20 protein-coding genes are annotated in these 21312 nt (G+C 37.3%); 6 read left to right on the top strand and 14 right to left on the bottom strand.

Going from position 1 to position 21312, the window contains the following annotated elements:
- Window positions 1-26 precede the first annotated feature (26 nt).
- Window positions 27-965, bottom strand: coding sequence for a DNA-binding transcriptional repressor DeoR (locus QNH20_RS06760; RefSeq protein ID WP_283922128.1), 939 nt, complete (start codon window positions 963-965; stop codon window positions 27-29).
- Window positions 966-1246: 281 nt separating this feature from the next.
- Here QNH20_RS06760 and QNH20_RS06755 point away from each other — a divergent pair, with 281 nt between their 5' ends.
- On the top strand, window positions 1247-3421 hold the full coding sequence (locus QNH20_RS06755; RefSeq protein WP_283922127.1) for an MMPL family transporter: 2175 nt from the start codon (window positions 1247-1249) through the stop codon (window positions 3419-3421).
- Window positions 3422-3449: 28 nt separating this feature from the next.
- Here QNH20_RS06755 and QNH20_RS06750 read toward each other — a convergent pair whose 3' ends face one another.
- Genes QNH20_RS06750 through QNH20_RS06730 form a run of 5 tightly spaced genes read right to left on the bottom strand, consistent with a single transcriptional unit; the run spans window position 3450 to window position 6785 of the window.
- Window positions 3450-4031, bottom strand: a complete 582-nt coding sequence (locus tag QNH20_RS06750; protein ID WP_283922126.1) for a 2-oxoacid:ferredoxin oxidoreductase subunit gamma family protein — start codon at window positions 4029-4031, stop codon at window positions 3450-3452.
- A gap of 2 nt (window positions 4032-4033) precedes the next feature.
- Window positions 4034-4786, bottom strand: a complete 753-nt coding sequence (locus tag QNH20_RS06745) for a thiamine pyrophosphate-dependent enzyme (protein ID WP_283922125.1) — start codon at window positions 4784-4786, stop codon at window positions 4034-4036.
- Window positions 4783-5847: a 3-methyl-2-oxobutanoate dehydrogenase subunit VorB gene (locus tag QNH20_RS06740; protein ID WP_283922124.1), complete on the bottom strand. Its 1065-nt coding sequence runs from the start codon at window positions 5845-5847 to the stop codon at window positions 4783-4785. Before QNH20_RS06740 ends, QNH20_RS06745 begins: the two co-directional genes overlap by 4 nt.
- A 19-nt stretch (window positions 5848-5866) precedes the next feature.
- Window positions 5867-6097 carry a 4Fe-4S binding protein gene (locus QNH20_RS06735; protein ID WP_283922123.1) on the bottom strand — a complete coding sequence of 77 codons (231 nt, stop codon included), beginning with the start codon at window positions 6095-6097 and terminating at the stop codon, window positions 5867-5869.
- Window positions 6098-6104: 7 nt separating this feature from the next.
- Window positions 6105-6785, bottom strand: coding sequence for a hypothetical protein (locus QNH20_RS06730; RefSeq protein WP_283922122.1), 681 nt, complete (start codon window positions 6783-6785; stop codon window positions 6105-6107).
- Between the two features lie 213 nt (window positions 6786-6998).
- Here QNH20_RS06730 and QNH20_RS06725 point away from each other — a divergent pair, with 213 nt between their 5' ends.
- The 3 genes from QNH20_RS06725 (at window position 6999) to QNH20_RS06715 (ending at window position 10011) form a co-directional block, all read left to right on the top strand.
- Window positions 6999-8117, top strand: coding sequence for a metallophosphoesterase (locus QNH20_RS06725; RefSeq protein WP_283922121.1), 1119 nt, complete (start codon window positions 6999-7001; stop codon window positions 8115-8117).
- A gap of 324 nt (window positions 8118-8441) precedes the next feature.
- A complete protein-coding gene (locus tag QNH20_RS06720) occupies window positions 8442-9722 on the top strand; it encodes an ArsB/NhaD family transporter (RefSeq protein WP_283922120.1) in 1281 nt (426 codons plus the stop codon).
- Between the two features lie 10 nt (window positions 9723-9732).
- Entirely contained in the window at window positions 9733-10011 is a 279-nt protein-coding gene (locus QNH20_RS06715) for a hypothetical protein (RefSeq protein ID WP_283922119.1), read from the top strand.
- Window positions 10012-10166: 155 nt separating this feature from the next.
- Here QNH20_RS06715 and gndA read toward each other — a convergent pair whose 3' ends face one another.
- Window positions 10167-11579 (bottom strand): NADP-dependent phosphogluconate dehydrogenase, encoded by a 1413-nt coding sequence (gene gndA, locus QNH20_RS06710; RefSeq protein WP_283922118.1) that lies wholly within the window; start codon window positions 11577-11579, stop codon window positions 10167-10169.
- Between the two features lie 299 nt (window positions 11580-11878).
- Here gndA and QNH20_RS06705 point away from each other — a divergent pair, with 299 nt between their 5' ends.
- A complete protein-coding gene (locus QNH20_RS06705) occupies window positions 11879-12541 on the top strand; it encodes an FMN-dependent NADH-azoreductase (protein WP_283922117.1) in 663 nt (220 codons plus the stop codon).
- 531 nt (window positions 12542-13072) lie between these two features.
- Complete coding sequence (locus QNH20_RS06700; protein WP_349632705.1) at window positions 13073-14143, top strand: ATP-binding protein; 1071 nt, start codon at window positions 13073-13075, stop codon at window positions 14141-14143.
- A gap of 61 nt (window positions 14144-14204) precedes the next feature.
- Here QNH20_RS06700 and QNH20_RS06695 read toward each other — a convergent pair whose 3' ends face one another.
- From QNH20_RS06695 to yhbH, 7 genes are all read right to left on the bottom strand, one after another.
- Window positions 14205-15197 carry a CAP domain-containing protein gene (locus QNH20_RS06695; RefSeq protein ID WP_283922115.1) on the bottom strand — a complete coding sequence of 331 codons (993 nt, stop codon included), beginning with the start codon at window positions 15195-15197 and terminating at the stop codon, window positions 14205-14207.
- A gap of 151 nt (window positions 15198-15348) precedes the next feature.
- Complete coding sequence (locus QNH20_RS06690) at window positions 15349-16086, bottom strand: SIS domain-containing protein (protein ID WP_283922114.1); 738 nt, start codon at window positions 16084-16086, stop codon at window positions 15349-15351.
- Between the two features lie 22 nt (window positions 16087-16108).
- On the bottom strand, window positions 16109-16831 hold the full coding sequence (locus QNH20_RS06685) for a GntR family transcriptional regulator (RefSeq protein ID WP_283922113.1): 723 nt from the start codon (window positions 16829-16831) through the stop codon (window positions 16109-16111).
- A gap of 73 nt (window positions 16832-16904) precedes the next feature.
- Window positions 16905-17645, bottom strand: a complete 741-nt coding sequence (gene nagB, locus QNH20_RS06680; protein WP_283922112.1) for a glucosamine-6-phosphate deaminase — start codon at window positions 17643-17645, stop codon at window positions 16905-16907.
- Window positions 17642-18841: an N-acetylglucosamine-6-phosphate deacetylase gene (nagA, locus tag QNH20_RS06675; protein WP_283922111.1), complete on the bottom strand. Its 1200-nt coding sequence runs from the start codon at window positions 18839-18841 to the stop codon at window positions 17642-17644. The genes nagB and nagA overlap by 4 nt, the downstream gene beginning before the upstream one ends.
- Window positions 18842-18971: 130 nt before the next feature.
- On the bottom strand, window positions 18972-19868 hold the full coding sequence (gene gnd / locus QNH20_RS06670) for a phosphogluconate dehydrogenase (NAD(+)-dependent, decarboxylating) (protein WP_283923362.1): 897 nt from the start codon (window positions 19866-19868) through the stop codon (window positions 18972-18974).
- 175 nt (window positions 19869-20043) lie between these two features.
- A complete protein-coding gene (gene yhbH / locus QNH20_RS06665; protein WP_283922110.1) occupies window positions 20044-21210 on the bottom strand; it encodes a sporulation protein YhbH in 1167 nt (388 codons plus the stop codon).
- Between the last annotated feature and the right edge of the window lie 102 nt (window positions 21211-21312).

Raw genomic sequence — 21312 nt, 5'->3', positions numbered from 1 at the left:
GTTAATGCTGTTTAATTAAATCATTTCTATTTATCAAGTAAGAATTTAGCTGTAAATTGATCTGTGACTAGCACATTTGCATATTTACCTTTTAATGCACCATATATTCCTTCAATTTTATTTGGACCACCTGCCACAACAATGGAATATTCCTTTTTCCTTAATTCATCAAGATTAACTCCAAGAGTTCTTTCATTCAAGCTTTCATTACATATTTCACCATTCTTATCAAAAAAACGTGAACAAATGTCACCGACAGCTTTCCCATTTAGGGATTTCAAGTCACTCTCTGTAAAATAGCCTAACTGAAATAATAATGAGTCTGTTTTAATTGACCCAATCGTAAACAATGCAATATTTGCCTGACAACCCATCTCTAATATTTTTCGAATATGACGATCCGCCTCCATTGCTTGTTTTACCACAACATGGTCAACAATAGCAGGTAATGGAAGATGGTGAGGGGCAGTATTATAAGCCTTTCCAAAAAGGTACAATATTTCGGAAGCATATGTGTTCGTTTCCGCATGGCTTACGCCGCCTTTTAATTGAACAACTTTAACATTTTTCACAAACTTTTGTTTTAACTCGATAGCGATATGATAAAGTGTAGTTCCCCATGTTACCCCGATAATATCATCATCCTTAACGATCTCATCAAGATAATTTGCAGCCTTTTCTCCAAGGTAATTTTTAATAATATGATTCTCATATTGAGGAATAGAAGCGATTATAGCCTTTTTTAGATTGAACTTTTTTTCTAATTGTACAGCTAAATTTTCAACATCCTCAGTGGGATCCATTATATTAATCTGGACGATCCCATCATTTTTCGCCTGCTGTAATAATCTTGATACAGTAGGACGGGAAACACCCAAAATCTTGGCAATCTCATTTTGGTTATAATCCAATAAATAATATAATTTGGCAGCTTCAATGACCTTGCTTAATTTTTCTCGATCCACTTGTATCACCTAAAATATTTGAAATTATTATCTATATTGTAACAAAAAAAGTGTGTAAGTTCACAATATCTTTACATTTGTAAAATCATTCTTGAACATTCTTTTTTTCATTTCACAAGCCGGTTAAATAAAAGATGAATTTTCACTTAGATATAGGGGAAAATCTATGGAACGATACCTCCTATAAGGTGAATATTGAAATAGTCACGAAAAAGTCATTCGAATCGATTACATTCTTCTGTATACTGAAATAAGAAAATGGATTGTAAGGAGGGGATATTTTGGAGAAATTAGGAGGATTTATTTACCGGCATCGAAAATGGATGCTGATAATTTGGATTTTAGTCATTTTCTTGTTTGGTTTTTTCGCATTAAAATTACCCACTGTTTTAAGTGGTAATGGCTTTGAATATAAAGGTGAATACAACGAAACAAGAAAAATTTTAGAAGAAAAATTTGGACATGCTAAATCAACGATTATCCTTGTTTTTGAAAAGGATAAATCAGTTAGTAACGATGATTTTAAGAATTTTATTCAAGATACACTAAAAAATTTATCTGACTTTGATGGAGCAGAAAAAATTACCTCTCCCTTCGAACAAGAAGGAATGATAAAAGATCAGTATGCATATGGACTCCTCACTTTCGACAAAAAAGCCGAAAACCTTGGAAAAGAAATTGAGCAATTAAACGATCTACTTAAAAATAAACCTGGATTAAAAGTCACAATGACCGGGGAACCCATTATTGTCCAAGACTTGAATATCGCGAGCCAAGAAGATTTAGCCAAAGCTGAAATGATTGGTCTGCCGATAGCCTTAGTCGTCCTCATCCTTGCCTTCGGTGGTCTTGTCGCTGCATCACTGCCACTTGTAATCGGGGTGGTCTCGATCTTAACGACAATGGGGTCTGTTTATTTTTTTAGTTATAGTGCCGATTTGACCATTTTTATTTTAAATATCGTACCAATGATTGGACTTGCCCTAAGTATCGATTTTGCTTTGTTATTTATCAATCGGTACAAAGAAGAATTGCAAACAAACTCCATCCAAAAAGCACTTGAAATAACTGTTGCCACAGCAGGGCGATCGATTATCTTTTCAGGGCTTTGTGTTTTTATTGGATTATCTGGGCTTTGGTTTATCAAAATTGATATTTTTCAAAATGTTGCCCTTGGCGGAATGACTGTTGTATTAATTTCTGCCCTTTGTGCCTTAACTTTCCTTCCTGCCTTACTTGCCATTTTAGGGAAAAACATTAACAAGCTGAGTGTCATAAAGATTTCGAATAAGCAATCGAGCATATGGCATAAATTTGCTTCCCTTGTGATGAGACGTCCTATCATAATGGCAACTGTGGCACTTGCCATTCTGTTAATTGGACTAATACCAGTGAAGCAAATGGTATTAGCTATTCCCGGAACAGATTCCCTTCCGGCAAAATATCCTTCAAGATTGGCTTTAGAAACTTTTCAAGAGCATTTTATCGCTAATGAAAAACGCGATGAGAAAAAAGTGACGATTGTTCTTCAATCAAATGGTAATATCATCGAAAAAAACAATTTAGAAAAGGTTAATAAGGTGATTGACAAACTTGAAAGCGACAAACTTGTATATACTGTTGACTCACCATTTTCAGCGACAGGATTGAAGGATGTTGATCAACTATATCAATTACTTACACATGGCGACAAAACCATGTTATCTCCCATTAAAGACTATTTTATCAGGGATAATCAAATGCTTTTGGAGGTGTATTTAAAAACAGGTGAACATTCCTCTAAAGCTAGACAGTGGGTAAGTGAATGGTCTGGAAAAGATTTAGGACTGAAGGCATCTTTTGGCGGTCCGATTAAATTCGAGCAAGAAATTTTTGCCGAAATATTTCAAAAAGCACCGTATGGATTATTATTAATTGTCGTTTCTACTTTTATTATTCTCATGGCGGCATTTCGATCCATTCTTATCCCTATTAAAGCTATTTTAATGAATGTTTTGAGCCTTGGCTGTACGTTCGGAATTGTCGTCTGGATTTTCCAGGAGGGACACTTTGGAATAACGCCTGTTGATATTGCCTTAATTTTACCGGTTTTCGTGTTTTCCCTTGTTTTCGGACTCTCTATGGATTATGAAGTCTTTTTAATCTCAAGGATTCAGGAATTCTATATAAAAACAGGCGATAATACTGCGGCGACCATATCCGGTTTAACTTATACGAGTAAAATTATTACCTCTGCAGCTGCTATCATGATTGTCGTTACAGGTGCTTTTGCGTTCACAGGTGTAATGCCGGTTAAACAGCTGGGTGTGGGAATTGCAATCGCCATTTTCATTGATGCAACCATTGTAAGAATGGTTTTGGTTCCGGCTTTAATGAAACTGTTAGGTGATTGGAATTGGTGGTTTTTTGGTTATCAAAACAAACGTCAGCGAAAGATTCGCAAGAAGCCAGCCTAATTTTTAGGCTGGCTTCTTATATTTGTGGTTAATTATTTTTGCCATAGGCTGACTCTACTTTTTTAGATATACTTGCCTCAACTAGCGAAGCACCCTTTTGCAATGCCTGCTTGTTAATTTCAATTAAATGATGCTTATTCGCTGAAAGAACTTTCTTTAATGATTCAATTACAGAATCGGCCAAAACAATTTTTGTATGCTCTAGAAAAGCTCCTAATAAAATCATATTTGCTACACGGGAATTCCCAAGGTCATTAGCTATGTCTGTTGCACTAATTTCTATGATTTTTATGTCTTTACGAGCGGATGCCCTGACCACTAGTGATGAATTGAGAATTAAGATCCCGCCTGGTCGAATAAGCGGCTCGAATTTATCAAATGAGGGATTATTCAATACAATCGCTGTCGATGGTCTTGTGACGAGCGGCGATCCAACCGGTTCATCACTTACAACAACGGCACAATTAGCTGTACCTCCTCGTTGTTCAGGTCCATAAGATGGAAGCCATGAAACTCCTTTTCCTTCAAGCATGCCTGCATAGGCAATCAACTGCCCCATCGACATGACTCCCTGTCCCCCAAAGCCAGCAATAATAATTTCTTCAAGCATCCCTATTTCACTCCCTCTTTGTTTTTATAAACACCTAGAGGATAAACAGGAACCATATTGTCCTTTACCCAGACAAGGGATTCTGCCGGGTCAAGCCCCCAGTTTGTTGGACACGTCGACAGAACCTCAATCAGGGAGAAACCTAACCCTTTCTTCTGTGTTTCAAATGCCTTCCTAATGGCTTTCTTTACCTTTTGTATATGCGGTACATCATGGGCTGAAACCCGCTCAATGTAAGCAGCACCATCAAGCGTAGAAATCATTTCACAAACCTTAATCGGTGACCCTTGAATACTTACATCACGGCCGAATGGAGTGGTTGCCGTTTTTTGGCCAATCAATGTCGTAGGCGCCATTTGTCCCCCTGTCATTCCGTAAATAGCATTATTGACGAAAATAACGGTGATATTCTCTCCCCTTGCGGCCGCATGGATCACTTCACTAATACCAATCGATGCGAGGTCACCATCACCTTGGTACGTAAACACAAACCGATTTGGCAGAACCCGCTTCACTCCTGTTGCTACTGCAGGGGCTCTCCCGTGCGCCGCCTGTGTCATATCACAATTAAAATACTCATACGATAACACCGAACATCCTACCGATGCAACCCCAATCGTATCTTCCAAAATATCCATTTCTTCTAAAACTTCACCAACTAGTCGGTGAATCACACCGTGAGTACAGCCGGGACAATAGTGTGTAGGCGCATCGGTCAGGCCGCTTGTTTTTTTAAAGACTGTCTTCATTGTCATACAGTTACACCCCCGGTAACAGACATAATCTTATCGTAAATTTCTTCTTGTGTAGGAACAACACCGCCGGTTCTACCGAAGAAATCTACCGGTGCAAAGCCATTAACAGCCAATTTAACATCCTCAATCATTTGCCCTGCACTCATTTCAACGGAAATAAAACCCTTTACCCGTCCCCTTGTTTCGATAAACGGTTTTTCGGGGAATGGCCAAAGGGAAATCGGCCTAATTAAACCAACCTTAACTCCTTCCCGTCTCGCTTTATTAATGGCGTTCAAGGTTATCCTTGCGACCGTTCCGAAGGCAACCATGATATATTCAGCATCATCAATTAGGTATGTTTCATAACGAACTTCATTTTCTTTAATCCTGGCAAATTTCCTCTGCAAATTCCTGTTTCGCTCTTCTAAGCTTTCTGCATTTAGCTCAAGTGATGTGATAATTTTTGGGCCTCCATCGCCTCGGGTACCTGTTGTCGCCCATTCCTTCTTAAACTGTTCCTTATCTAAACGTTCTCCAAATTCCACAGGCTCCATCATTTGCCCCAGCATGCCATCGCCCATTAATATCACCGGTGTCCGGTAACGATCAGCTATGTCGAAAGCAGCCTTTGTCAATTCTACAATTTCCTGTAGGCTGGCAGGTGCTAATACAGGAATGTTGTAATCCCCATGTCCACCGCCTTTTGTTACTTGAAAATAGTCTGATTGGGCAGGCTGAATATTTCCTAATCCTGGGCCTCCACGAACGATATTACATATGACAGCAGGAAGCTCTGACCCGACTAAATAGGAAATTCCTTCTTGCTTCAGGCTGAAGCCTGGGCTTGAGGAGGAAGTCATGACCCTGACGCCTGTACCCGCTGCACCATAAACCATATTGATCGCCGCTATTTCACTTTCAGCCTGTAAAAATAATCCACCTACTTCAGGCAGTCTTCTTGCCATGTAAGCTACAAGTTCACTTTGCGGCGTAATGGGGTAGCCAAAAAAGTATTTACAACCTGCATGTACAGCCGCCTCCGCAATCACTTCATTTCCTTTCATTAACACTTTCCCCATGAGAATATCTCCCTTCGAATCACACTGTTTGCAAAATCTTTACCGGTCTGTATACAGCAATTACAGCATCAGGGCATATTTGTGCACACTTTGCACAACTAATACATTTTTCTTGGTTAACAACTGATGCCGGACGGTACCCTTTTCCATTTAAATAGTCTGCTAGAAAAATAACATTTGTTGGACAGACTTGAACACAAAGACTGCAAGACTTACAAAGGTCTTCATTAAAAACGACTTTTTTCTCCATATACCTTCTACTCCTTTTCCCATGGCATTTTCATATACCTTTCAATAAAAACAACATCATAGTTGTTCGCAAAGTTTTCAGCTTCCTTTTTCAAATGGACGGAAATGGTGGTATATAATAAAGGAATTTCAAGTTCTTCGGCTAAGCTACTGCTCAACTCATAACCTCTCTCAATGTCCTTTATTGATGTTTCAGAGCCAATGTTTGTGTTGTTAATAATACCGCTTACCTTTAGACGAGAGGCACTTTCAATCTGGTTAACTGTGTAAAGAGCTCCCTCTAATGTACTGACATATGGCCGATTTCCATTAAGAACAAACAGTAGTTCCAGGTTTAGATCCTTCCATTCGTGATAATATTGTCCTAGAGCTGTCGCGCCATCTTTATCTCCTCCGGCATCTACAATTAATCGGTACCTATGGTCATGTAGAACTCGATACATTTCACCAGACACAATAGGGAGATCGGCAGTGGACAAACGATTCTTCGGTGCAATTAATTCAACACCATGTTGTTGAAAGATACTGGATACATCTCGTGAGCGAAAATACGGGTTTATAATATCTAAATCATTAATAGCTACTTTTTCATGTGTTCGTTTCTCGGTTAAAGCCAGATTAATGGAAATTTCAGTTTTTCCGCTTCCAAAGTGACCGGATAAAATAGTAATTTTATTTTTTTTAATCAACGATAAAGTCTCTTCCCTTCACGAATTTGTAAACGCTTCCAATATACCTATTTCTAAATTATTCCAACTTTAAATCAAATTCAATTATAAAATAAAATAGGTCAGCACCGCCTTGAGTAATGTCACACTTCACTTAATTGTCATAAATAAATTAATTTAGAAATACCAATACTAAGATTACTTAACTTCAAGAATATAATGGAGGTAATTTAAGTGGACAAAAAAAGGCTTCCTTTTATTCTTATCCTACTTACACTATTTTGGCTTTCTTGTTCCCCCTCTTCAGATGCAGTTGAGGGCACTGCAGCACAATCTGGAATAGTCGATTTGCGCATCCTCGAAACAACTGATTTACATGCTTCCTTAGTCAATTATGATTACTACCAAACAAAAGTAGACAATAGAATCGGTCTTGTTAAAACCGCAACATTAATCCATGAGGCAAGAAACGAGGTCAAGAATTCTTTATTGTTTGATGATGGTGACCATTTAAAGGGAAATCCACTCGGAGAGTATTTAGCAAGGATTAGAGGAATACGGAAAGGAAAAATACACCCGGTATACCGGGCATTTAATTATTTACAATATGATGCGATTGCTATCGGAAATCATGAATTTAACTATGGCTTAGACTTTTTAAAGGCAGCATTGAAAGGATTAAATATGCCTGTTTTAAACGCGAATGTATATTCAGTAAAAAAAAATAAACCATATTTTACGCCCTATGTAATACTAAAAAGGAAGGTAGTAGACCGAAGTGGAGCGCAGCATGAGCTAAAAATTGGAGTTATAGGCTTTATGCCAACACAAATCTTGAAATGGGATAAAGCAAATCTTGAAGGAAAGGTTATTGCTAAGCCAATTGTTGAAACAGCAAAGGAATATGTACCTATGATAAAAGCTGAGGGAGCAGACATTATCATAGCCCTTGCCCATACAGGCATCAGCAGTGAACCATATATTCCTGATACAGAAAATGCTGTCTATTATTTGACGAAAATCCCAGAAATTGATGCTATTTTGGCTGGACATTCTCATAGTGTCTTTCCTGGCCCGGTTTTTAAGACTATTGCAAATACAAATATGGAAAGGGGACAAATAAATGGTAAGCCTGTTGTAATGGCAGGTGCATTTGGAAACCATCTCGGAATTATTGATCTTCAGCTTTCAATAACTGAGGGGAAATGGAAGGTTTTAAATAGTACATCATTAACAAGGCCAATTGTAGATGAAAACGGTAAATCAGTTGTTAGAACAAATAAGGGTTTGTATAAACTGGTTAAACCAGAGCACGAGGAAACAGTAGATTTTATCAAAAAGTTAGGATTGTAATGAATACAAGTGCTAGAAAAGACAAATGTCAAAATTCCCCTTCATTCAGTAACAGTTTATCCGATCTATTAACACTAGAAATAAATTTTTGTCCGGCTCTTGGTCTATGGCTGTCAATTTCATTTAGTTGAAATGGGGGGCTATGATAAAACTCGGACGGAATTAACGTAATTTTCAGATTACCCCCTCTTTACATCCCAAGAATATTTTTATAAAATAAAGTATAAAATACATATGTTGAATTTTGGTGGAGTCTGTCAAAACGGGCTCCTTTTTGCATTTTTCAATAGTATGTATAAATACTTTGGGAGAAGAGGTCGATATATGTCCACACAAGCAATCATCGCAATTGGTGTATTTCTCATTACTTACGCTTTTATCATCACAGAAAAGATACACCGTACCATCATCGCAATGGCCGGCGGAATCATGATGGTTTTATTAGGAATTGTCGGTCAAGAAAAGGCACTGCACCATATCGATTTTAATACACTCGGATTGCTGACAGGAATGATGATTATTGTCGCAATCACTGGTGAAACGGGTTTGTTCAAATACATAGCCATTTGGGCAGCAAAAAAAGTGAAAGGAGATCCGTTAAAAATTTTGCTTGCCCTTGGGGTCATTACTGCTTTAGGTTCGGCCTTTTTAGATAATGTTACAACCGTTTTATTAATGGTTCCCGTAACCTTCAGTATCACAAGGCAATTACGGGTAAACCCGATACCATTTTTAATTACAGAAATTATCGCATCCAATATAGGCGGAACTTCCACCCTAATCGGTGATCCGCCAAACATCATGATTGGTAGTGCTGTTAAAGAACTAACGTTTATGGCATTTATAAATAATCTTTCGGCTATTAGTTTTTTTATCTTATTTGTTAACGTTGGCATATTAGCTTTCATTTATCGGAAACAGCTTCGGACATCAGCTGAATTAAAAGCGGCCTTGATGGATTTGGATGAAAAGGAAGAAATCACAGACAAAACACTATTAATTAAGTCGTTAATTGCCCTTACAATTACTATATTAGGCTTTTTCCTGCATCAGCTTCTCCATATTGAGTCTGCTACTGTTGCATTAGCTGGAGCATTTCTGTTACTTTTATTAACCGGGGAAGGATATTTGGATAAAGCTTTTTCTAAAGTAGAATGGACCACAATTTTCTTCTTTATTGGGCTGTTTGTATTGGTTTCAGGTTTAATTGAAACAGGGGTTATATCTTTATTAGCGGATTATTCAGTTCATTTAACTGGAGGCGATGTTGCTTCTACTTCGATATTAATTCTCTGGGTAAGTGCGATTGCATCTGCATTTATTGATAATATCCCATTTGTTGCCACAATGATCCCAATGATCAAAGATATGGGGGAACTAGGAATTAATAATCTGGAACCTCTTTGGTGGAGCTTATCACTTGGTGCATGTCTTGGCGGTAACGGAACATTAATTGGTGCAAGTGCCAATGTGATTGTTGCCGGGCTTGCAGCAAAGGAAGGTCATTCAATTTCGTTTGGGAAATTCTTTTTAATTGCCTTCCCATTAATGATTCTCTCAATCATAATTTGTACGATATACATTTATTTAAGATATTTAATTTAGGGGGAAAATCATGAAGGTAGCATACAAATATGACGAAAAGCTTCTAGAACTAATGGAAACAGCAAACGGAGATGATTTTGAATTCTCGATTACCTTACTTAATAGTGAGTTAAAGAAAAGCATGATAAAAGTTCGAGAGTTTTTTGAGGAAAATAAGGTTATAACTGATATCCATTACTATATTCACCCAAATAACAGATATCAAGTGATAGTCAGAAAAGACTTTTACAATGAATTTATAATCCAATTATTTAGACAGCAATTATTAAAAGAAATAATATGGACTTAAAGTTTTCAAAAATGTGCTGCTTAGAGGAAATCTAAGCAGCACATTTTTTGTTCTTATAAACAACCTTTTTATTCTATCCGTTCCAGAAGCAAATAACAGGATTCTTTATATCTAACTTTCCTGCCCTATTTCTTGTAAGAAAAACTAAGTAATTCTTATTCCATCCAGTTTGTATGGAATACACCTTCTTTATCAACACGTTGATAAGTATGGGCACCAAAATAATCACGTTGTGCCTGTAACAGATTTGCCGGAAGCGTTTCTGTGCGATAGCTGTCATAGTAAGCAATGGCACTCGTGAATGATGGGACTGGAATTCCACGCTCAATTGCTACAGCAAGAACTTGACGCAATGCAGATTGGTAGCTCTCAACAATTTCTTTAAAATAAGGATCTAATAAAAGGTTCGCTAATTCTGAATCACGGTCATATGCTTCTTTAATTTTTTGCAAGAATTGGGCACGAATAATACAGCCGCCGCGGAAAATCATCGCAATGTCACCGTACCGAAGATTCCAATCATATTCTTCTGATGCTGCACGCATTTGCGCAAAGCCTTGGGCATATGAACAAATTTTGCTCATATACAAAGCTTTACGAACCGCTTCAATTAACTCTTCTTTATTACCTTCATAGCCTTTCACTTCAGGACCATTAAGCATCTTACTTGCCTTAACACGCTCATCTTTCATAGCTGAAATACAGCGGGCAAATACAGATTCTGTGATTAGTGGAAGTGGGACACCCAAATCTAACGCATTTTGGCTAGTCCATTTACCTGTACCTTTTTGACCAGCAGTGTCTAGGATCAAGTCAACCAATGGTTTACCTGTTTCTTCATCTATTTTTGTAAAAATATCTGCTGTAATTTCAATTAGATAGCTGTCTAGCTCACCTTTATTCCATTCAGCAAAAACGTCATGAAGTTCTTCGGCGGACAAGCCAAGGACATTTTTCAAGATAAAATAAGCCTCTGAAATTAACTGCATGTCGCCATATTCAATCCCGTTATGCACCATTTTCACATAGTGGCCGGCACCGTTTGGACCAATATAGGTACAACAAGGGTCCCCTTCTACTTTAGCTGAAATTGCCTCTAAAATTGGCTTCACTAAATCATAGGCTTCTTTTTTACCTCCCGGCATGATCGAAGGACCTTTTAATGCCCCTTCTTCACCTCCGGATACTCCTGTACCAATAAAATGGAACCCTGCAGTCTCAAGTTCCTTATTACGTCTAATGGTATCCTGGAAGAAGGTATTACCCCCATCAATGAGGATATCGCCTTCTTCAAGGTATGGCTTTAATGAATCAATTGTTGCATCTGTTGCCGTACCCGCCTTAACCATTAATAAAATTTTGCGTGGCTTTTCTAAGGAATTTACAAATTCCTCAACGGTCCGGGCACCGACAAAGTTTTTTCCTTCTGCTTCGTTCTTTAAAAACGCTTCTGTTTTATCATAGGAACGATTAAAAACTGTAACAGAATAGCCGCGGCTTTCAATATTTAATGCAAGGTTTTTTCCCATAACCGCAAGACCAATAACACCAATTTGTTGTTTAGACATTCTAAATCCCTTTCCTTTCTAAAAATCCTTACAACCCTATTCTAACCTATTTTAACTGTTTATCGCTTATAATTAAACTCAGGTATAGCAGTCCGACAGCGGAATGCCTCATTTGTCACAATCTTTATCTCCAAAGTTTCTTTTATAAATAGTTTGTGCAATTTTTCTATGATTAACTTAATTCATGATAAAAAGTCACTTAATGTTCAAGAACTTCACGTTTTGTTCAATATTGAGCAAATATATCTTTTCTATAATAAATATATTGAAGTAAATATTGTTAGATGGGGTGTGTTGAATTGGAAAAGTTGCTTTATGTGACCGCAAATCCAAAGGGCTTAGAGAAATCAAAGGGCCTGCAAATTGGGGAAGCCTTTCTTGAAGCTTTTCAGAAGGAACGTCCCGAAGTAGAAATAAAGAAAATGGATTTGTTCACCTTAGATTTTCCACAAATGGATGCTGATTTGGTTTCGGCAAGAGGAAAATTAGCAGGTTACGGATATACATTGGATCAGTTGTCAGATGCTGAACGCGAGAAGATTATAAAAATGCACGCTCTTGCAGATGAATTTATCTCATATGATTATTATGTTTTTGTGTCCCCCGTGTGGAATTTGAGTTCACCTGCGGTCTTAAAGGCTTTCCTCGATAATTTATTTATAGCTGGAAAAACCTTTGCCCATACCCCAGACGGACCAAAAGGGCTATTAAAAAATAAGAAGGCTGTCCATATCCAAACAAGAGGCGGACAATATACAGGCACTCCTCTTCAGGAAATGGAATCAGGTGACCGCTATTTAAAAATTGCCCTCAGCTTTTTAGGGATTAAAGTTATGGACACATTAATCGCAGAAGGATTCGATTTAAATCCGCAAAAGGTACCTGAAATTATTGCAAAAGCTAAAGATCATGCCAGACTTGCTGCTAAAGAATTAGCTAAGGGGATATCAATTCAAGTGTAAAATAACAATTACGAAAGCTTCCTTTTGAGGAAGTTTTTTCATTTTTATATTCTTTTACTTTCAAACTTTGTTAAAAAATATCAAATTCATAGTATAATTGGAATACTTTAAACTAAATAAAGAACATTATTATTATGTAAAAGTACATTGGACTAATTCATATCTTCAAGGCATATATCATGAACCTTATGGGGTTATTCGTCTAATATCATTTGCATTCATCAACAAAATATATCTTTTTTCTAAATATTTCGTAAATTTTGTTGTAACTTGTGGAAAATACATGTTAAAATTTCCCTATCAGCCCTTTTTTGGATGGTGAAGGAAATGGAAATTACGAAACACCTTTTCTTAAATCTCTCCCTTTTAATCATACTACTATTTTTTTGTTTAATATTTCTCGAAAAAAGTCAAAAATACACCCTTTCTAAATCTTCAATAATAATTTTGTTTATCGCAACTTTATGGTTATGTATCCAATTCTCCTACACCCCCGTTCCATCTGCCAGGTATGATTTAAGGATTATTCCTTTGGTTTTAGGCGGTCTATATGTTGGAATCGGTCCAATTCTTGTTTTAGCAATTATACTCTTAAGAAGTTTCTATGGTTTGAATATAGGTTTTTTTCAAACCCTTATACTATATGCTCCGCTTAGCATTATACTCTGGAACCTATATCCTTGGGTTTCGAAACAGGCTCCTGAACGACGGATTTTTGTAACGGTATGTATGGGAATGATCCTTGGCCTGCTAACAGTTTTTGGGATGAGTTTCACTAATTCTAACTCCAACCTTTTTGATGCTTGGTTTGCTCTCCTTGTCATCCCTGCTCTCGGAATTGGCATCATTTCATATGGGATTGAATTTGTTAGAAAAAATAATGAAATGCAGCAGCAACTGATTAAAGCAGAAAAATTAAAAGCAGTCGAACAAATGGGAGCCGCTATTTCCCATGAAATTCGCAATCCTTTAACTGCTGCTAGCGGATTTGTTCAACTTCTTCAGGATGATTACCTTACGAGGCAAAAAAGAAAAGAATACTTATCTATCGTTAAGGAAGAATTAATTTCCGCTGAAAGGGTCATTCAGGATTATTTGACCTTTGCGAAGCCTTCTCTAGAAACGTTAGAGGAACTAAATGTAAAAAGTGAACTTAGGCAAATTATCAATATTCTTCAACCACTGGCAAATCAGAATTCTGTTGAGATCATTACTGACTTTTCAGTTATAGGTTTCATAAAAGGAGACAAACAGAAGTTCCGCCAGTGTTTTGTAAATGTCCTCAAAAATGCAATCGAATCAATGTCAACAGGCGGTTATTTAACGATTTCAACTGAATTTAGCCAAAGCTATGTAACAATTATGGTGAAGGATACAGGTTTAGGTATGACAAGTGAGCAACTTGAACGATTAGGGGAACCTTTCTATTCCACAAAAGGGAAAAAGGGAACGGGTCTGGGGATGATGGTAGTGTATAGTATTATTCGTGCAATGGATGGTTCTATCTGGGTAGAAAGTGAAGTAGAAAAAGGGACTACATTTCTTTTTGAATTTCCTACCATTTCTTCAATCATTAAAACCCAACAAGCCGGCAGAGCTTAGTTATCTGCCGGTTTTGTTTTGCGTTTTTCTTATTTTCCTGCTAATCAGTACCTATTCTTTATTACTTCCCTATAAACATTTGCGTCCAATGTTTCCCAGTCTCTTCAAATCCTACCCCGATATGAGTAAAATTTGAACTTAAAATGTTTTTACGATGACCTTCACTGTTCATCCAGGAATTTACGACTTCCTGTGGTGTCCTTTGACCTTGGGCGATATTCTCACCTGCGGATTTATAGGTAACACCAAAATCTCTCATCATATCGAACGGAGATCCATAAGTTGGGCTTGTATGTGAAAAGTAATTCTTTTGCTGCATATCCACTGACTTTTTCTGAGCAATGCCATTAAGCTGGGTATCCGCTTTTAATGCAGGAAGCCCGTTTTTACTCCGTTGTGCATTTGTTAAATTGATCACTTGTTGTACATATTGGCTGACCGTTCCAGTAGTTGGTGCAATATTTTGTGTTGGGGCAGCTGGTTTTGGTGCCGGTTTTGGCTGTGGTGCAGGTGCCGTTGGCTGAGTTTGCTGTGGTGCAGGTGCCGGTACTGCCGGTTGAGTTTGCTGCGGCGCTGGTGCCGGTACTGGTGCTTTTGCAATCGGTGTTTGCTGCTGTATAAATGGCTGCCCTTGTTGACCGAACTGAAATCCTTTGCCTTTACTAGGATCTACGGTAGTATACTGATATTTTGCATCTTGGATTAATATCGCTCTTGTATGAGGATATTGATCACTGTTTAAAGATGTTTGATACGAAGAAATCATGTCCCGATTATTTTTTCTTGTTTTACGCTGATCATTATATAGATTAACATCTAAATCACTTTCACTGTTGTTACGATTCGTATAATCCTCGGTAAGTGGACCATTATGGTCAATTCCGTCATCTCTTCCATTTCCCACGTTAAAATAAGGATTGTTCCTGTTAGTTGTATTCATTCCTACCTGGTTTGTAGTCTTGTCATTTATTTGATTTTTATCATTGTTATTACAAGCAGCAAGTCCCATTGTTAGGAAAGCTGTTAAAAGTAAACCAACTGGTTTTTTTATCAATTGAAATACCCCCTTTTTGAAAAAATTTCTCTTGCCTTCTTATTTTTCATCTTTTCAATAAAGTTATTTGTGGTAATATCCGACTGTACCGAAAGAAAAAGGCTTTATGAACAAAAAAAAACAGGTGCATATGCATCTGTTTTTTTTAAAATTAACTTTCCAGTAAAGGAATTCTGCCTTTATATTTATTGATTAATTTCCGATTATGTTCTTCTGCCCCATCTGCATTACTGCTTTTAAAAATAGGAGGTGAAAAGTTGTTTTCAATCATGACCTTTACGGATTCCACCATTATTCCGTTTACAATAGCTGTCCCGATTACAGTTGACCCGGAACCAAAGGAAACGTCCAGTAATTCATGCTCCATTAATGCATCGCCAATTCTTATATGATTATCAATTGCAAGATCAGCAGCGTCAGAAAGAAATTTTCCGCTTGTGTGCCTTGAAGAAACACTTTTTGAATAAATTAATGATGTAATGGCAATAACAAAAGCGCCCTGTTTTTTAGCAAATTCTGCTACGTCAATCGGAACAGGGTTCCTGCCCGATGTTGACACCACAATTACCACATCTTCAGATAGAATTTTCATATCACCTAAGAATTCTTCGGCAAAATCATTCTTCTGTTCAAATTGTGATGAGCGTACTGCGCCTTTATGGAGCATTAAATCTTCTATAAGAATAGGGTTAATTGATGCAAGACCTCCAGCCCTGTAAAAGAGCTCTTCTCCAAGCATATGGGAGTGGCCGCAGCCAAAAACATGAACAATCCCATCCCTTTGAATGCACTGGGCAATTTTAATAGCAGCTGTTGTAAGGTTCTCATTTTCAGCTTTTTCAACAGTATTAATTAACTCCTTTAGCTTTTGAAAATAGAGATCGAACATATAAAATCATCCTCAAGATTAGTTATCGTTTCATTTGAATCATGAATTTATAACGGTCTGCACGGTAAACAGATTTCACAAATTCAACAGGAGTATTGTCATGCAGATACGTATTCCTTTGGATATGCATGACAGGTGCCCCATTTGCAATTTTTAAAAGTTTTGCCTCATTTTGACTAGCGCTAGACGACTCAATTACCTGCGAGGCGCTATCGATGCGTAAGTTTAAATGTTCTTCAATATGACCGTATAAAGATTGATTTGCTATTTGTGCTGTTAGCCCCTTAATCAGATTCGCTGAAATATAATTGGTTTCTAATGCCATCGGGACACCATCCGCTAAGCGGATTCGTTTAATTTCATAAACCGGCTCATATTCAGAAATCTTTAATTGACCAGCAATCTGACTTGTAGCAGGAATAATTTCAAACTTAATAAGTTTATTACTTGGAGTTAATCCTCTAGCTTTCATATCCTCTGTAAAGCTGGTTAGTCCTTGCAAAGGTTGTTCAATTTTTCGCTCAGCAACAAATGTGCCCTTTCCTTGCAGCCGATATAAATAACCTTCATTAACAAGCTGGGTAAAGGCCTGTCTGACAGTCATCCGGCTAATTTGATATTTTTCAGCATATTCTCTTTCTGGTGGAAGTGCATCACCAGGACTCAACTCACCATTTTCAATTAACCCTTTAATATGTTCCTCTAGCTGATAATAAAGTGGAATGGGGGAATTCTTGTTTATCATTCTCTTTATTTACACCCTTCTAATTAAACTTAACAATTACAGGTTTTAATTTTATTGCCTGGCTGCCTAATAATTATTGACAGTGACTCTTTAAACCTGAAATTGCTGCTTTATCAGCAATAATTGTAACACACGGATGATTTTTCAACACTGAGGCAGGAAAACTTTCTGATACTTTTCCAGTTAAAAGTTTACCTATTGCTTCTTTCTTGTTTTCACCAGAAACTAAAAGAAGAATTTCTTTACTTTTCATAATGGTAGAAATTCCCATGGTGATCGCTTTAGTCGGTACTTCCTCAATACTTTTAAAAAATCTTGCATTTGCATTAATGGTTGAAGGAGCTAATTTGATTACATGTGTTTGAGAGGTAAAGGTTGTCCCTGGTTCATTAAATCCAATATGTCCATTACTGCCAATTCCAAGAATTTGCAAATCAATGCCGCCATAATTTGCAAGTAATGATTCATAACGAAGGCATTCTTCCTCTATGTCTTTACAATCTCCACGCGGAATATTTGTATTATTTTTATTGATGTCAATATGATTAAACAACTTTTCATCCATAAAATAGCGATAACTATTTTTATTTTCACCTGAGAGACCAATGTATTCATCTAAGTTAAACGTGGTAACATTTTGATAAGAAGTCCCGTTTTTCTCATGATCTTCAATTAAATTTTTGTATGTTCCTACAGGAGTTCCTCCCGTTGCAAGTCCCAGATTTATTTTAGGATTTTGGCAAACCTTTTCAATAATATATTCAGCCGCTTTCTGACTCATTTCGGTGTAATCTTTTACTTCTATTATTTTCATTGGCAGTTTTCCCCCTTTTTATAGGAAAGTGTTCCCCGGCAAAATGTCATATAGACATCCATATTCTCATCAAGGATTACGATGTCTGCGTCTTTCCCAATAGAAATGCTTCCCTTTCTGTCAAACACATTCAACTGCTTGGCTGGATTGACTGATGCCATTTCGACCGCTTCCTCAAGTGAACATCCAGTATAAGTCAAAATATTTTTTATGGCATGTCCTAATTTTAAAATACTGCCGGCGAGTGTTCCGTCAGCAAGGACTGCCTTTCCATCTTTAACAGTAACCTCTTGGCCTCCGAGGTCATACAAACCATTTTTTAAGCATTTAGCACGCATGGAGTCAGTGATTAAAATTAATCCATCGCTCTGCTTATTTTTGTAAGCGAGATTAACCATCTCCGGATGAACATGGACACCATCAACAATAATTTCTGCTTTTAATTCCTTACGCAAAAATGCTGCGCCAACCACACCAGGTTCACGATGGTGCAGTCCTCTCATTTGATTAAAGAGATGGGTCACATGATTTGCTCCAGCTTCAATGGCTTCACCAACTTGTTCATAGGTTGCATCAGTATGTCCGAGAGATGCGATAATTCCATTTTCCTTTAAATAGCGAATCATTTCTAATCCACCAGGCTGCTCTGGGGCTAATGTGACAAGTTTTATTGTTCCGTTAGATAATTTTTGCCACTCTTCAAATAATGCGATATTTGGATTCACTATATGCTGAATAGGCTGTGCTCCAGCTTTTTTTGGATTCACAAATGGCCCTTCAAGATGTAGACCAAGTATTTCAGCATTCCCGTTTGCTGTCTGCTTTTCGATATATTCACCTGCATTAATTAATGCATTTTCAATTTGTTTGCCTTCTTGTGTCATAGTAGTGGCTAAGAAGCTTGTTGTTCCTTCTTTTGGCAATGCTACTGTCATTGTATTCAATGCTTCCTTAGTTCCATCCATCGTGTCCGCGCCATTTACACCATGAATATGCACATCAATAAAACCAGGCACCGCGTTAAAATGTGCAGGAGCTTCAATCACTTCAAAGTCTTCCCCAATAATAGTTTCATCCATGGTACCAAGTCCTGTTATTTTTTGATTTTTTATTGTTATATATCCATTTTCAATGATCTTGTCTTCTGAATAAATTCGAATACCCTTAAGTAAAATATGATTATCTTCTTGAGTCATTTTCAAAACTTCCTTTCAGGTTCTATCTTTATTTTACACTCTAAAAGTATAGTTGTCTATACCAATCAACGGAATAAAAATGACAGGCTACTCGCCTATCACTTTTATAAGATATCCATTTATTGATATTTTATTTACTTACTACCCCATGCCCTCCAAATTCATTTCGCAATGCAGAAACAACTTTCCCTGAAAAAGTATCTTCTTCTAATGATCGGTACCTCATCATTAAAGCCATTGTAATAATTGGGGATGCTGCCTGAAGGTCTAAAGCCGTTTCAACCGTCCATTTTCCCTCACCAGAGGAATGCATAATTCCTTTGATTCCTTCTAGCTTTGAATCTTTAGAGAAAGCATTTTCGGTAAGTTCCATGAGCCAAGATCGGATGACAGAACCATTACTCCACACCCTTGCAACCTTTTCGTAATCAAAGTTAAATGGACTTTTATCAAGTAATTCAAATCCTTCAGCAATCGATTGCATCATTCCATATTCAATGCCATTATGTATCATCTTTAGATAATGACCGCTTCCACTTTCTCCTGCATAATGGTAGCCGTTCGCCACGCAAATGTCTTTAAAAATTTCTTCTACTAAAATGAATGCCTCTTTGTTCCCGCCAATCATTGTACAAGCGCCATTTCTCGCCCCTTCAACACCTCCACTAGTCCCAACGTCGAGAAAATGAATACCTTGTTCGGAGAATTCTGCTGCCCGTTTGATGGATTCCTTATAATGTGAGTTACCGCCTTCAATGACAATATCCCCTTCTCCTAAGTATTCCTTCAGTTCGTTAAGCACACTGTTGGTAACTTCCCCGGCTGGTACCATTACCCAAATGACTTTAGGGGATGGAAGGCTTGCTACAAGATCGGATATTGAACTTACACCATGAGCCCCTTTTTCTGATATTCCTTTAACTGCAGTTGTATTTACATCAAATGCAACAACCTCATACTGATGGTCCATTAAATTTAGGGCTAAACTATAGCCCATTTTACCCAAACCAATTAATCCTATATTCATCTTATTCAGAATCCCTTTCATGATATTTTTCCTTTACCACTATATTAAAATTCTTTCCTTTTATCAATTTTCGCAACCAATTTGACAATCAACTGCTTTTATTCTGTGAAAAAATAAGTCAAAATTATTAATTTAGTAAAAAAAAATCGACAGGCAGATAGTCCTGTCGATTTTGTTAAGCATATAATTTGGATTCTTCATTTTGGAAAAAGCTTTTCATTGCATGAAATACATCTGCTTTTTGCTTAAGAATATAATAACGGAAATGTTCATCCTTAATATTTTTGTAGGCTGACATTAAGGTAGAATGCCTATTGTATTGATTGACTTCACCATAGCCAAACATGTTAGATACCTTCATTAATTCTTCAACAAGCTTCACACAGCGGGCGTTATCCGATGTTAGATTATCACCGTCTGAAAAGTGGAATGGATAGATGTTGAACTTGCGAGGATTGTATTTAGTTTCAATGATTTCCAATGCTTTGCGGTAGGCGGATGAACAAATTGTTCCACCGCTTTCTCCTTTCGAGAAGAAGTCTTCCTCGGTCACTATTTTTGCCTCAGTATGATGCGCAATAAACTCAATTTCAACTGTCTCGTATTTTGTTCTTAAAAAGCGTGTCATCCAGAAGAAAAAGCTGCGGGCCATGTACTTCTCCCATATTCCCATACTTCCGCTCGTGTCCATCATCGCAATGACAACAGCTTTAGAATCCGGTTTAACCACTTCATTCCAAGTCTTAAATTTTAAATCATCTTTGTAAATAGGGTGGAATGCCGGTTTCCCACTCATGGCATTTCGTTTAAAAGCAGACATCATTGTCCGTTTTTTATCAATATTTCCCATTAATCCTGTTTTCCTAATATCATTGAATTCAATATTTTCAACGAGGTTTTCTTGCTCCTCTTTTTTCTTTAAATTAGGAAGTTCTAATTGCTTAAATAATGCTTCTTCGAGCTCCATTAATGACACTTCTGCCTCAAAATAATCTTCTCCCGCTTGATCTCCTGCCCCTTGGCCTTTACCGGGACCTTTTTGCCCACTGGAGCCGTCACGTGCTACTACGTCTCCGATTTGACTGTCACCGTCACCCTGGCCCACGTGTTTGTTTTTGTCATAATTATAACGAATTTTATATTCGTCTAATGAACGAATCGGAATCTTTACCACATCTCGACCATTAGACATAATTATGCTCTCTTCTGTAATTAAGTCTGGAAGATTGTTGCGAATTGCCTCTTGGACTTTTTCCTGATGCCGCTGCTGGTCATCGTGGCCTTTACGGTGGAGGGACCAGTCTTCTCTAGAAATCACAAATTGATGGTTATCGGTTGACATTATAAACCCCTCCTTATGAAATTAATGAATGCAGTTTTAAACTGCACACTTTTTTAGCAAATACATAAGATAACGCGAATGAAAAAAATTAAATAAAAGATG

Source organism: Neobacillus sp. WH10, assembly GCF_030123405.1.
In the GTDB taxonomy this organism is placed as follows: Bacteria; Bacillota; Bacilli; order Bacillales; family Cytobacillaceae; genus Neobacillus.
Note: the sequence above shows the minus strand (reverse complement) of the source record. Positions and strands in the feature narration are given on the sequence as shown.